Source organism: Corynebacterium sp. FDAARGOS 1242, from assembly GCF_016889985.1.
Taxonomy (GTDB): Bacteria; Actinomycetota; Actinomycetes; order Mycobacteriales; family Mycobacteriaceae; genus Corynebacterium; species Corynebacterium minutissimum_B.
The window spans coordinates 1,041,335-1,054,848 of the sequence record NZ_CP069568.1 but is presented as its reverse complement, the minus strand read 5'-3'; the positions used below and the strand labels follow the sequence as shown (position 1 = coordinate 1,054,848).

Genomic DNA, 13,514 nt, shown 5'->3' with positions numbered 1-13,514 from the left:
AACACCATGGCTTTCAAGACTTTGGATGACTTGCTCGCGGAAGGCGTCGAGGGCCGTCACGTCCTCGTCCGCTCGGATTTCAACGTCCCATTGGATGATGAAGGAAACATCACTGACTCCGGCCGCATCACCGCGTCTCTGCCCACCATCAAGGCTCTCGTAGAGGGCGGCGCCAAGGTAATCCTGTCCGCTCACCTTGGTCGACCGAAGGGTGAGGCCAACCCGAAGTACTCCCTGGCGCCAGTTGCTGAGGCGTTGTCCGAAGCCCTCGACCAGTACGTGGCGCTCGCTGGCGATGTCAGCGGTGAGGACGCTCACGAGCGCGCCAACGGCCTCAACGATGGCGATGTACTCCTGCTGGAGAACGTTCGCTTCGACGCTCGTGAAACCTCTAAGGATGAGGCAGAACGCGGCGCCTTCGCCGATGAACTCGTTGCTCTAGCCGCCGACAACGGTGCTTTCGTTTCCGACGGTTTCGGCGTTGTTCACCGCGCTCAGGCTTCCGTGTACGACGTGGCCAAGCGCCTTCCTGCCTACGCCGGAAAGCTCGTTCAGAAGGAAGTAGAGACCCTTGCTGCTGTAGCTAAGGAGCCGGAGCACCCTTACGTCGTCGTTCTCGGCGGCGCCAAGGTTTCCGACAAGCTCGGCGTCATTGAGGCACTAGCTGGCAAGGCCGACAAGGTCATCATCGGCGGCGGCATGTGTTACACCCTTCTGGCAGCACAGGGCTACAACGTACAGAACTCCCTGCTGCAGGAAGACCAGATTGACAATTGCAAGGATCTGCTCGAGCGCTTCGGCGACAAGATTGTCTTGCCAGTCGACCTCGTTGCTGCCACCGAGTTCAATGCAGAGGCCGAGAACAAGGTCGTCGCCCTGGATGGCATTCCGGAGGGCTGGATGTCCCTCGACATTGGACCAGAGTCCGTGAAGAAGTTCGACGAGGTCATCGCCACCTCCAAGACTGTCTTCTGGAATGGCCCCATGGGCGTCTTCGAGATGGAGGCTTTCTCTAAGGGCACCGCTGGCGTGGCACAGTCCATCATCGATGCCACCGAGAAGAATGGTTCCTTCACCGTCGTCGGTGGCGGCGACTCCGCCGCCTCCGTCCGCCTGTTGGGGCTGGACGAGGATGGCTTCTCCCACATTTCCACCGGTGGTGGGGCATCCCTCGAGTTCCTTGAAGGTAAGGAACTGCCAGGCGTCAAGGTCCTCGAGTCCTAATCCACTACGTTTAAGCGCAACCTGTAGAAAGGCACATCATGGCACGCACTCCACTTATCGCCGGCAACTGGAAGATGAATCTCGACCACAAGGAAGCCATCGGCTCCCTGCAGAAGTTTGCCTTCGCACTGCCGAAGGACTACTACGAGAAGGTCGACGTAGCCTTTATGGTTCCGTTCACCGATATCCGTACCGTGCAGACCCTTGTCGATGGGGACGACCTCAAGTTCACCTATGGTTCCCAGGACATCTCCAAGCACGAGTCCGGCGCCTATACCGGTGAAGTCTCTGGCAAGATGCTCTCTGCTCTGGGCTGCTCGTGGGCCGTCGTTGGCCACTCTGAGCGCCGCCAATACCACGGCGAGACCGACAAGCTCGTAGCTGAGAAAGCTGCCGCCGCACTGGCCAATGGCATCAGCCCTATTGTCTGCGTAGGCGAGCCACTTGACGTTCGCGAAAAGGGCACTCACGTTGATTACGTGGTAACGCAGACCCGAAACTCGCTGGAAGGCCTGTCCGCCGACGACCTAGCCAAGACTGTAATCGCCTACGAGCCAGTTTGGGCCATCGGTACCGGCAAGGTGGCCTCTGCTGATGACGCCCAGGAGGTGTGCGCGGCTATCCGTGACCTCGTCCGCGAGCTTGGTGGCGATGAGGTCGCTGAGAGCATCCGCATTCTCTACGGCGGCTCCGTCAAGGTTGACTCCGTTGCTGAGATCGTGGGCAAGCCGGACGTTGATGGCGGTCTGGTTGGCGGCGCATCGCTCAAGGGCGAGGAGTTTGCCAAGCTGGCAGCCAACGCAGCCTCGGATGCCTAAGCACTGACGCACTCACGCAGCAGCGCCAAACAGCTGCACTAGCGTTAAGCGGGTCGGAATGGTTTCCGGCCCGCTTTATGGTGTAGCATCGAGGAATATCCTGCGCTGGCTGGATGCTTCAGGCACCTCGAGTAGTGCCGTCTTGATGCCGCGCAACCATTAGCAAACGTCTTAACCGTGTAAACAAGGAACTATTTCATGATCTTGGCACTGGAAATCATCCTGGTGATTGCCGCAATCCTTATGTCCATCTTCGTGCTGTTGCACAAGGGCAAGGGCGGCGGCCTGTCGAGCCTTTTCGGCGGCGGTGTGCAGTCCAACCTTTCTGGTTCCACCGTGGTGGAGAAGAACCTTGATCGCTACACCGTGGTCATGGTCATTATCTGGCTCGCCTGCATCGTGGCACTGAACCTGCTTCAGGCATACAGCTAGAACGTTCACCATCCCGCGCGCCATGTGCACGCGGGCGGCACAGCGACACAACGCCGCGATCCCCTCTAAGAGAAGGTGGGGTCGCGGCGTTTGTCTCTATCGTGAGAGCCCCCCAGGCGCGGCTACTTTCTTGCACAAGCCTCAGTATGCCAAGCTTTAGAGCTCCGTGGCAGCGCTGTCAGCGAGGAAGAGAACCGTTTCCTCAGTACCGTGGGCACCGGCAGCGGGCCAGTCCTCAGCAGCGGCACCGGCGACGAGATGCGCGGCGGCCTCTGCCTTTTCTTCTCCGGCAACGAGGAACCAGACGCGTTGCGAACGGTTGATGGCAGGATACGTTAGCGTGACACGCTCAGCTGGCGGCTTGGGCGAGTCATGGACTGCGAAGGCAAAGTCCTTGTCTTCATACACAGCCTCTGCGTGCGGGAATATCGAATTAATGTGGCCTTCTCCGCCCATGCCGAGCAGGTGGAGGTCAAATCCTTCTGGGGCAAATTCGCGAATCTCGCCCTCATAGGCCTGCGCTGCGTGCTCCATCGATATAGCGCCGAGATCGTAGCCATGGATGTGATGTTCAGGAATACCCACGTGGCTGAGGAGTGCTTCCCGGGCTTGGCCTTCGTTGGAATCCGGGTCCGTGGCGGGCACATTGCGCTCATCACCAAAGAAAACGTGAACGCGCGTCCAATCCACCGCAAGAGCAGGGAAATCGGGTCCCTGCGTCTTTGCGGCCTGGTCCAAGCGCGCTAGCTCGCGAAGGAGACCAATCCCTGCGCCGCCACCGGTGAGCACTACGCGAGCGACGCCGTCTTTATGCAAGCCACCGCCCGGGGCCTGGACTGCCGCGATCACATCAACAAACGCGAGGGCGGCGGAGGATATGAGCTCGTCTACATCGCTGACGCGGTGAAGAGTAACCATGGTGCAGAGCGATCCTTCGTGAAAACTATCGAGGTTCAGTTTCTTTATTGCTTCTCACTGTAGTCTACGTTCGCCAAAGCGCGGAGAGCATGGGCGTATGTCCTGTCTGCGTCCAGATGGCGAAGCTCCTCTGACAGCACCTCAGCTTCCGAGCGAACCGCTAGGCTCACGAGTGATTCCGGTGAGCCCGGTACGGTGACCCTGACGGTTTCGGCGTCGACGACCGTAATGCTGACATCCGCAGTTGGTCGGCGGAACACCAGGGAAGTAATCGGGAACGTCGTGCCGTCATACTCAGCGACCGTGCGGTGGACGGGGACGGAGAGGGCGTCGAGAAGCCAGCCGGCGGCAAAGTCCACGGCCGCGTGGTTGTGCGCACCGGCAATCTCCACCGAGGTTACGTGCTCGTGCGGATGCCTGTCCAGCGCGGAGGCAACAATGCCGCGCCACAAAGTGATGGCGCCCCAAGACATATCGGAGTCTCCCGGCTTATACCCCGACGACAACAAGTGAAGGTCGTATTGATCGACGCCATCGCCGTGGGCCACGTTGGTGATGCGGCGCTGCGCCAACGTACCAATCGGAACCGAAGCCGGGGACTGAGGACAGGCCGTAGGCCACCACGCCACGATAGGCGTATCGGGCAACAGCAGGGGAGTCACGACTGCCTCTGCTTGGTCGGCCAATGCGCCGTGGAGATGCATAACTACGATTTCGGATGCGCCGGCCTCACCACCAACGCGTAGCTCGGCATCGAGGCGCGTCTTGTCAGCAGGGTTGCCGCGCGCAATGACAATCACGCGGGAGGGGTGCTCATGAGAGGCATCGCGGACAGAATCCAGCAGGTTGTCGAGGTCGTCGCCCTCCTGGGTCATGACGATGAGGGTGAGGACGCGACCTGTGGTGAGCGTGTAGTGCTCTTGCATCTCGACGAGTTTCTGGGAAATCTTGCGCGTCGTCGTATCAGGCAAAGGGATAATCATGGTGCTTTACTCCTCAGGACCTACGGACGGCGCCAGGAGTGACCCTGACGGCGCACCATTCTATTAGCGGACTCGGGCCCCCACGTTCCCGCACGATACTGTTCGGGCTGGCCGATGCCAGACCAGTACTCGATGATGGGGTCCAGGATGGACCACGACAACTCCACCTCACGGTTGGTGGGGAAGAGCGAGGACTCGTCCAATAGGGCATCGAGGATGAGGCGTTCATAAGCCTCAGGGGACTCCTCCGTAAAGGCGGAGGCGTAAGCAAAGTCCATGTTGACATCACGGACTTCCATAGTGGAACCCGGAACCTTGGAACCGAAGCGCATCGTCACACCTTCATCCGGCTGCACACGGATAACCACGGCGTTCTGGTCGAGTGCCTCGGCCTGACCTTGGTCAAAAGGTTGGTGCGGAGCAGTTTTGAACACGAGGGCAATCTCGGTCACACGGCGGCCCAAACGCTTGCCCGTGCGCAGGTAGAAGGGGACTCCAGCCCACCGGCGTGAATTTACCTTGAGGGTGCAGGCGGCGTAGGTCTCGGTCGTGGATTCAGGGTCGAAGCCCTCTTCTTCACGCAAGCCCTTGACATAGACCGACCCTTGCCAACCGGCCGAGTATTGACCGCGGGCAGTGGTCTTGTTAAGCGGATGCACCGCTTGGGTGGCCTCCAGAACCTTGATTTTTTCGGCCTGTAGAGCTGCTGGGGCGAAGGAGGAAGGCTCCTCCATGGCCACAAGTGCGAGCAACTGCAGCAGGTGATTCTGAATGACGTCGCGCGCAGCGCCAATACCGTCGTAGTAGCCGGCACGTCCACCAAGCCCGATGTCCTCTGCCATCGTGATCTGGACGTGGTCGATGTAGTGGGCATTCCACATCGGTTCAAAAATCTGGTTGGCAAAGCGCAGTGCCAAGATGTTCTGCACGGTTTCCTTGCCTAGGTAGTGGTCGATACGGAAAACCGAGGATTCTGGAAAAACGGCGTTCACGATTTCGTTGAGCTCACGGGCCGAAGCTTGATCGTGACCGAAAGGTTTTTCAATGATGACGCGGCGCCACGCGCTTTCCGTGCTATCGGCCATGCCGACGCGCTCGAGCTGGTGGCAAATATCGGAGAAGAACTCTGGTGGGACGGACAAATAGTACGCCCAGTTACCACCCGTGCCTCGGGAGGTGTTGAGTTCGGAGAGACGTGCCGATAGCTTGTCGAAGCCGGCATCATCGAAGTTGCCTTGGACGAACTCGATACCCTTGGCCAGGTGCTCCCAGACGTGCTCGTTGAAGGTCGTGCGGGCGCCTGCTTCGGCAGCCTCGCGAACGTAGGCGCAGAAGGCTTCCTTGGCCCAGTCGCGGCGGCCGTAGCCCACGAGGGTAAAGCCGGCCGGCAACAGACCGCGGTTGGCCAGATCGTAGATGGCCGGCAGGAGCTTCTTGCGTGCCAAGTCACCGGTCACGCCGAAAATCACCATGCCAGAGGGTCCAGCAATGCGCGGAAGACGCTTGTCCTTCGCGTTGCGCAACGGGTTGACCCACGCGCTGGTAGTGCTCACTAAGTGTCCTTTCGGTCTGTGTGAGGTAAGTCCAACAGCCCAGCATAGCGATACGCGCCCCACCAACGATAGTTGCCTGCGTGCTGGTGGGGCGCGTGGTGCGGCTGAACCCTAAAGAGATGCTCAGCCGAGGGGCATTACCGGCTGCGGAGGGAGTCTGCGAAGGTGCGGGTTAAGCCAAACGATCAGCCATCGAGGCGAGGAGCTCTTCCCAGGCAGTAACGAACTTGTCCACGCCTTCCTGCTCCAGTACAGAGAAGACATCGGCGAAGTCAATGCCAACTGCTTCAAGTTGCGAAAAGACCTCTTCTGCCTGTGCACCGGCGCCACTGAGCGTATCGCCGTGAAGGTTTCCTTGCTCAAGGACAGCGTCGATAGTCTTCTCCGGCATGGTGTTCACCGTGTTCGGGCCTGCCAGTTCAGAGACATACAGGGTGGCGGGGTATTCGGGGTTCTTCACACCAGTCGATGCCCATAGGGGACGCTGTACCTGCGCGCCTTCCGGAAGGCCAGAATCGGCGCCAAACTCCTTGGTGAACAGTGCGTAGGCACGCTGAGCGTTGGCCACACCAGCCTTACCGCGAAGCGTCAGTGCCTCATCACTACCCAGCAATTCGAGGCGCTTGTCCACCTCAGTGTCAAGGCGAGACACGAAGAAGGATGCTACGGAATGGATAGCGGAGACGTCCTTACCGGCTTTCGCCGCACGTGCAATGCCCTCCTTGTAGGCGGCAATGACCTCGGAGTAGCGCTCCACCGAGAAAATCAGAGTGACGTTGACGGAGATACCTTCAGCCAGGGCATCAACGATGGCCGGAAGGGAACCTTCCGTGGCGGGAATCTTGATCATGAGGTTGGGGCGATCCACCTGTGCCCACAGTTCACGGGCCTGGGCCAACGTGGCCTCAGCATCAGCGGAGATGCGCGGATCCACCTCGATGGACACCCGACCATCGCGGCCTCCGGTCTCTTCGAAGATCTCCGAAAACAAATCGCAAGCATTGCGAACATCGTCGATAGCGAGGGAGTAGACAGCTTCATCAGCAGAGGCTCCCTTGTCCTTCAGAGCTGCGATGTCTGTGTCGTAGGAGGCTCCGGAGGACATAGCAGAGGCGAAGATAGCCGGGTTCGTGGTGACACCCACGATGGACTTAGAGGTGAGAAGCTCGCGGAGATTACCCGAGTCGAGGCGCTCGCGCGACAAATCATCGAGCCATGTTGAAGTGCCGAGTTCAGCGAGATCATCGATATATGTCATGGTGAGTGCAGAATCCTTTCGTAGCCGGCGGTGAAATGCCGTGGTGGAGGGCTTAAAGAAGCGTGGGCTAGTTGGCTTGGGCGGCGCCGAGGGCGTCACGGGCGGCGTCGACAACAGCCTCGGCGGTGAAACCAAACTTTTCGAAAAGCTCACCGGCTGGGGCAGAGGCACCGAAGTGCTCCAGTGAAACCGTGCGGCCGAAGGAACCGGTGTACTTGTGCCAGGGCATCGACACACCCGCCTCGACGGACACGCGGGCAAGGACGGAGGAAGGAAGGACCGATTCGCGATACTCGGTGTCCTGCTCGTCAAACCACTCCAGGCACGGAGCAGAGACAACGCGTGTAGCCGTGCCCTCAGACTCGAGCTGTTTGGCGGCCTCAACGGCCAGCTGCACCTCGGAGCCAGTGGCCAGCAGGATGACATCCGGGGTCTCCTTCGAAGCCTCGACGAGGATGTAGGCGCCGCGGCGAACACCATCGGCAGCCTTCTCCTTGGTGCCCTCGAGAACCGGGAGATTCTGACGAGAGAGGGCTAGGCCCTTCGGTGCAGCCTTGTATTCCATCGCCGCGGCCCATGCCTGGGCAGTTTCGTTGGCATCTGCCGGACGGATGACGGAGAGGTTCGGGATAGCGCGCAGTGCAGCGAGGGTCTCCACGGGCTGGTGGGTAGGGCCGTCTTCACCCAGGCCGATCGAGTCGTGGGTCCATACGTAGTAGGTGTCAGTGGACATGAGCGCACCGAGACGCACGGCTGGGTACTGGTACTCGGAGAAAATAAGGAAGGTACCGCCGTAGACGCGGGTATTGCCGTGCAGCGCGATACCGTTCATGATCGCGGACATAGCGTGCTCGCGGATACCGAAATGCAGGTTGCGGCCGTATGGCTGCGCAGACCACGCGTTTGTGGTGATGGATTCCGGACCGAAGGAATCAGCGCCCTTGATCACAGTGTTGTTGGAGCCTGCAAGGTCGGCGGAGCCGCCCCACATCTCCGGCAGGGATGCTGCCAGCGCCTGGATAGCGGCCTCAGATGCCTTACGAGTTGCCAGCGATTCTCCGGCCTCCCAGGAGGGGAGATCCGCAGCGAAGTCCTCCGGAAGTTCCCGGGCCTGGAGGCGGTCGAAGAGCTTCTTCTCCTCCGGGTTGGCTGCGGCCCACTCGTCGAACTTCTTCTGCCACTCAGCGTGCTTCTCGGCACCGCGCTCGGCGAGCTTGCGGGTATGCGCCAGAACGTCCTCATCGATGTGGAAATGCTGCTCGGGATCGAAGCCAAGGACCTCCTTGGTGGCAGCGACCTCGTCTTCACCCAAGGCAGCACCGTGGACACCGCCGGTGTTCATCTTGTTGGGCGCTGGGTAGCCGATGACTGTCTTGACGCGAATAAAGGATGGGCGGGAGGTTTCGGCGCGGGCGGCTTCAGCGGCAGCTTCGAGAGCCGCTACGTCTTCGCCGGATTCCACGGTCTGCACGTGCCAGCCATAAGCCTCGTAGCGCTTAACCACGTCCTCGTTAAAGGCAATATTCGTATCGTCCTCAATGGAGATGCGGTTGTCATCCCAAAAGACGATGAGGTTGCCCAGCTGCTGGGTGCCTGCGAGGGACGATGCTTCAGCGGTGACGCCTTCCTGCAGGTCACCGTCGGAGGCGATGACGTAGATGAAGTGATCGAAAGGAGACTCGCCGGCGGGAGCGGAGCCATCGAAAAGCCCGCGCTCCTTGCGCGCTGCCATGGCCATACCTACTGAGGAAGCAAGACCTTGGCCCAACGGGCCGGTGGTTATCTCCACACCGTCAGTGTGGTGGACTTCCGGGTGTCCCGGGGTCTTGGAACCCCACGTGCGCAGCGCCTGGAGATCTTCCATCTCGAGGCCGAAGCCGCCCAGGAAGAGCTGGATGTACTGCGTCAGGGAAGAGTGGCCCACGGACAGTACGAAGCGGTCGCGGCCTGCCCAGTGCACATCGGCTGGGTCGTGGTTGAGGACGCGCTGGTACAACGTGTAGGCCAGCGGAGCCAGCGACATCGCAGTACCCGGGTGGCCCGAGCCGCAGTTTTGGACAGCGTCTGCAGCCAAAACACGCACGGTGTCCACAGCGCGGGTATCAAGATCAGTCCAGTCTGAGGGATAGCGACGCTGGACCATAGCCTGCAGTTCTGGGGACAACTTCTCGTGCGACACGGCGAAAACCTCACTTCGCTTCTGGAAACAGATATACCGCTCATCAGTCTAGGCGGTTTTGGTCTCGCTGCGCCGAATTATAGAAACCGGGTTCTGAGCGGTAGGGTGGCATGGTTGAGGCTAGCGTCTGTGTGTTCAAGCTCAGTGGATGCGTGGGAACTTTTCAGAGCGCGTAGCCGACCACTACAAAGACCCATAACTCAGACGCTGGTGTAGCCGGATTTACGGAGGACTGTTCCTTGGAGACCATCAAGGCCTATTTTGCGCTAACGAAGCCGAGGATCATTGAGCTCCTCCTCGTTGCGGCAATCCCGGCGATGCTCCAGGCTCAGCGCGGATTTGAGGCTGTGTCCTCGAACTTCTGGCTCATTATTTCCACCATCTTCGGCGGCTGGATGGGTGCGGCCGCGGCCCACACATTTAACAATGTCGTGGACTATGAAATCGATCAGAAGATGCAGCGCACCCGTGCACGCCCACTCGTGCGCGCCACCATTTCGCGTCGTAATGCCGCGATCTTTGCGTGGATCATGCTGGCGCTGTCTGTCTTCTGGCTGGGCGTTTTGGCTCATTCTTGGCTCGCAGCCTTCTTCGTGCTGCTTACCAATTTCTTCTACGTGTTTGTCTACACCAAGTTCCTCAAGATGAGGAACTCGCAAAATATTGTGTGGGGTGGTCTTGCTGGCTGTATGCCGGCCATGGTGGGCTGGGCCGTCATCCGCGATAATGCGCCGGCGGGGGAGCCGGACCGCTGGTGGCAGGCTATTGTTCTTTTCCTCATCATCTTCTTCTGGACGCCGCCGCACACGTGGGCGCTCGCCATGAAGTACAAGGAGGATTACCGCAAGGCAGGCGTACCCATGCTGCCGGTTGTGGCCCCAGAGTCTGAAGTCACCCGCCAGATCGTCTGGTACACGGTAGGCACGGTGATAGTCACCCTGCTCATCATTCCGGCGGCGTCGTGGATTTACCTCGTCGCTGCGGTGGCCTCGGGAGCGGTCTTTCTGTGGATGGCTATACGCCTTCACCAAGGAGTCAAACAGGGCGCCAAGGTTAAGCCCATGCGCCTGTTCATCTACTCCAACAACTACCTCTCGGTACTGTTTATCGGCTTGTCTGTCGACGCCGTGGTGGGCTGGGAGCCCATCGGTCGAATGCTCGGCTGGTCCGCGGCACTCTTTTAGCCGCGGTCGAGCCAAACGGCGTTAACGGCTAGTCCTCGCGTACGCGGAGGACAATCGAGCCAGTTGTCTTGCGTTCCTGCAAGTCGCGGTGCGCTTGCTCAGCCTCCGCGAGTGGGTACTCGGCAGAGATGCGGAAGTGGAGGTCCCCGTCAACTACTGCCTGGACAACCGCCTGTGCGCGCATCTGGAACTCGCCCTCCTGTGCCGTCCACGCACCAAGGGAAGGACGGGTGAGGAAGATGGAGCCGTGCTTGTTAAGCAATTGCGGATCCATTGGGGGAACCGGGCCGCTGGCAGCGCCGAAGAGGGCCACGGTACCGCGGGGGCGGACAACCTCTAGGGACTCGTTAAACGTATCTTTACCCACGCCGTCGTAGACCACGTCGACGCCCCGCCCACCGTTAAAGCGGCGCACTTGCTCAGCTAGTCCTTCGCTGTAGAGGAAAACCTCGTCAGCCCCAGCCTCGTAGGCGAGCTTCTTCTTTTCCTCCGTGGAGACTACCGAGTACACGGTCGCACCTAACGAAGCGGCCATCTGGGTGAGGATGAGACCCACGCCGCCGGCACCGGCCGTGATGAGGCAAGAAGCGCCTTCATCGAGCTGGTAGACGCCGTGGCTGAGGTAGTGGGCAGTCATTCCCTGTAGCAGCATGGAGCCGGCAACGGTTGAGGGGATCTCGTCTGGTACGGCGACGACACGATCACGGGGCACGCATACCTGCTCCGCATAGGAGCCAAAGGCATGATCCCAGGCCACCATGGTGCCCTCAGCAATCTCGCCCTTGGGATCGTGGACGACTCGTCCCGTGCCTTCAAGACCTAGGATAAACGGGGTGGAGGCGTTGTAAATGCCCTCGCGATAGTACGTATCGATATAGTTGACGCCGGCCACCGAGACATCGACAAGCAATTGCTCCTCCGTCGGCGCGGGATTGTCCACCTCGGCATAGGTGAGGACCTCAGGTCCTCCGGTCGTGGTTACCTGAATTGCATGCATATACCTAGGCTAAACGACATCACGGTGACAGCGCAGCAAAAAGGCGCCGCCTCCGTCATTAGGGGAGACAGCGCCTGTGCGTCTAGCGGTTCAGCGCACTTAGTGTGCAGGGCTACTCGGCGGACGTGGCCCTCTCTGTGCCGAGAATTCGGCGTTGGCCATGAGCCCACAGCAACGCAGTACATGCGGTGACGACAGAGGACATGCCGACGTGGAAGGGCACGGTCCAGCGTGGGATGTGCAGGTAGAACTGGATTACACCAATGGCCCACTGCACAATGATGCAGAGGATGAGCACCCAGCCGGCCTTTTTAGCGGCCTTCGGCGCATTGGAACGGTGTAAGAGGAACACTACGACCAAGGTCAGAGCCAAGTACACGTACATGCAGATGGCGTGAATGACCGCCATACCGTAGGTATCGACGCCGAGGCGTCCCTCCATGCCGACGCCAGCATCACCTGAGTGCGTGCCAGAACCTGTCACAAAGGTGCCGGTGAGCAGGACAAGAGACAAGGCTACGGTGGCAACAACCGCGAGGATACGAATAGCAGCAGGGAAGAGGCGGGTAGGTGTACCCTCGTCAGGTTCTGCGATGCGCGAGTACAGCAAGGCGGCGATCCACACCAGGGCCATGGACGGGAGGAAGTGGATTGCTACAGACCACCACGAGAGTTTGAGAATGACCGAGAGCGCACCGATGAGCGCCTGCACCGCGATGCCGAAGAGCCCCAACCAGGCATAGACCTTGAGCTCTTTCCGCCGCTTGGCCTTGTGCATCGCCACGATGGTGGCCACAGCGGCAGCGGCCACAACAAAGGTGAGGAGCCGGTTACCAAACTCGATAATCTGGTGGACTAGAGGAGCCGCGCCTTTCATCGGAACCAACGAACCGGGGTGGCAGTTGGGCCAGGTCACGCAACCCAGGCCGGAGCCGGTGACGCGAACGATGGAACCGGTGACCGTGATGCCACCTTGGCAAAGCAGGAGGATCAGGGCGAGGATGCGCTGCATCTTTACCGAGGGGCCGATCTGGCCACCGGATACCTGAGCGGATGATGGGGGCGAGGATATATTGGCGGTACTCACAGCTTATAACCCTACCGCTCGGGCGTGCCCGGAACTAATACCATGAGCCCAGCCACGCTACCTGGGGAGAAAAGTCACACTTAGCCGTCGAAGCGGAACCATCGCACCGCGGCAACCGACGCCACCACTGCCCAGCCCGCAAGGACCAGAAGCTCGAATCCAGGGAAGGACCCGTTCAACGCGGTATCGAGGCCAGCTGCCATAGCAACGGTGGGTACAAGGGTAAGCAGACCGTTATCACCTAAGCCCTGGGAGAACATGACCCATCCCACGGTGCCGAGGAGGATGAACCAGATGAGGTTAGACACTGCCAGGACCACCTCAGAACTTAAGGTGCCACCGAGGAGCAGGCCTAGCGCTGTAAAAGCCGCGACACCCAGTACGAGAGCAACAATGCCCACGGCAATTCCTCCCACGTCTACGCGCAGGCCCAAAAACGCTGCTGTTGTGCCGAGAACGAGAACCTGGAGGACGACCATGGAGAGCACAGCGATGATTTTGCCCACGATAATGGCCCACGCAGGAACGCCAGAGGCACCTGTGCGTTTAAGGGCCCCGTAGCGGCGATCAAAGGCGAGGGAGATTGCCTGGCCGGTAAACCCGGACGAGGTTGCGGCAACAGCGAGCACCATGGGAAAAATCTCAGCGATTCCGTGACCGGTAGTTCCCTCTAGCCGGTGGGCGCCGATGAGGATGGCGAGTGGAATGATGATGCTGAGCAGCTGCTGCTCTCCATGGCGCAGCATGAGCTTCGACTCGATAGCGCCTTGGGCGCGAGCCATCGACGCCACGCCGACGCGCTGCGGCTGAGGAGTAAAAGTACCGGGTGTGAAAGTGCTCATTGTGTAATCTCCGTGAAGCATTCCGAGAAGGTGATGCAC

General features: G+C 60.0%; 12 protein-coding genes. 4 read left to right on the top strand and 8 right to left on the bottom strand.

The genetic code is table 11. From position 1 onward, the window contains the following. The first annotated feature begins 6 nt into the window (after nucleotides 1-6). The 3 genes from pgk (at nucleotide 7) to secG (ending at nucleotide 2,474) form a co-directional block, all read left to right on the top strand. Nucleotides 7-1,224, top strand: a complete 1,218-nt coding sequence (gene pgk, locus I6J72_RS04990; protein ID WP_204100132.1) for a phosphoglycerate kinase — start codon at nucleotides 7-9, stop codon at nucleotides 1,222-1,224. Nucleotides 1,225-1,262: 38 nt separating this feature from the next. Next, a complete protein-coding gene (tpiA, locus tag I6J72_RS04985; RefSeq protein ID WP_204100131.1) occupies nucleotides 1,263-2,042 on the top strand; it encodes a triose-phosphate isomerase in 780 nt (259 codons plus the stop codon). Nucleotides 2,043-2,240: 198 nt separating this feature from the next. Then, a complete protein-coding gene (gene secG, locus I6J72_RS04980) occupies nucleotides 2,241-2,474 on the top strand; it encodes a preprotein translocase subunit SecG (protein ID WP_039675251.1) in 234 nt (77 codons plus the stop codon). 156 nt (nucleotides 2,475-2,630) lie between these two features. On the opposite strand, the gene pgl is transcribed toward secG, so the two are convergent. The 5 genes from pgl to tkt form a co-directional block, all read right to left on the bottom strand. Next, on the bottom strand, nucleotides 2,631-3,392 hold the full coding sequence (pgl, locus tag I6J72_RS04975; RefSeq protein WP_204100130.1) for a 6-phosphogluconolactonase: 762 nt from the start codon (nucleotides 3,390-3,392) through the stop codon (nucleotides 2,631-2,633). 44 nt (nucleotides 3,393-3,436) lie between these two features. Then, nucleotides 3,437-4,375, bottom strand: coding sequence for a glucose-6-phosphate dehydrogenase assembly protein OpcA (locus tag I6J72_RS04970; protein WP_115022011.1), 939 nt, complete (start codon nucleotides 4,373-4,375; stop codon nucleotides 3,437-3,439). A gap of 20 nt (nucleotides 4,376-4,395) precedes the next feature. Continuing rightward, nucleotides 4,396-5,847, bottom strand: a complete 1,452-nt coding sequence (zwf, locus tag I6J72_RS04965) for a glucose-6-phosphate dehydrogenase (protein ID WP_370552165.1) — start codon at nucleotides 5,845-5,847, stop codon at nucleotides 4,396-4,398. A 253-nt stretch (nucleotides 5,848-6,100) separates the two neighbouring features. Then, on the bottom strand, nucleotides 6,101-7,186 hold the full coding sequence (gene tal / locus I6J72_RS04960) for a transaldolase (RefSeq protein WP_204100128.1): 1,086 nt from the start codon (nucleotides 7,184-7,186) through the stop codon (nucleotides 6,101-6,103). Nucleotides 7,187-7,253: 67 nt separating this feature from the next. Then, complete coding sequence (gene tkt, locus I6J72_RS04955) at nucleotides 7,254-9,329, bottom strand: transketolase (RefSeq protein WP_204100443.1); 2,076 nt, start codon at nucleotides 9,327-9,329, stop codon at nucleotides 7,254-7,256. 275 nt (nucleotides 9,330-9,604) lie between these two features. Between tkt and I6J72_RS04950 the strand changes: the two genes are divergently transcribed. Next, on the top strand, nucleotides 9,605-10,549 hold the full coding sequence (locus I6J72_RS04950; RefSeq protein ID WP_204100127.1) for a heme o synthase: 945 nt from the start codon (nucleotides 9,605-9,607) through the stop codon (nucleotides 10,547-10,549). Nucleotides 10,550-10,577: 28 nt separating this feature from the next. Here the strand turns inward: I6J72_RS04950 and I6J72_RS04945 are convergent, their stop codons facing one another. The 3 genes from I6J72_RS04945 to I6J72_RS04935 all read right to left on the bottom strand — a co-directional run bounded on the left by I6J72_RS04945 (nucleotide 10,578) and on the right by I6J72_RS04935 (nucleotide 13,475). Further along, complete coding sequence (locus I6J72_RS04945) at nucleotides 10,578-11,546, bottom strand: quinone oxidoreductase (protein ID WP_204100126.1); 969 nt, start codon at nucleotides 11,544-11,546, stop codon at nucleotides 10,578-10,580. A gap of 112 nt (nucleotides 11,547-11,658) precedes the next feature. Next, nucleotides 11,659-12,633, bottom strand: coding sequence for a heme A synthase (locus I6J72_RS04940; protein ID WP_239107500.1), 975 nt, complete (start codon nucleotides 12,631-12,633; stop codon nucleotides 11,659-11,661). Nucleotides 12,634-12,713: 80 nt separating this feature from the next. Beyond that, nucleotides 12,714-13,475, bottom strand: coding sequence for an ABC transporter permease (locus I6J72_RS04935; protein WP_204100125.1), 762 nt, complete (start codon nucleotides 13,473-13,475; stop codon nucleotides 12,714-12,716). Nucleotides 13,476-13,514 lie beyond the last annotated feature (39 nt).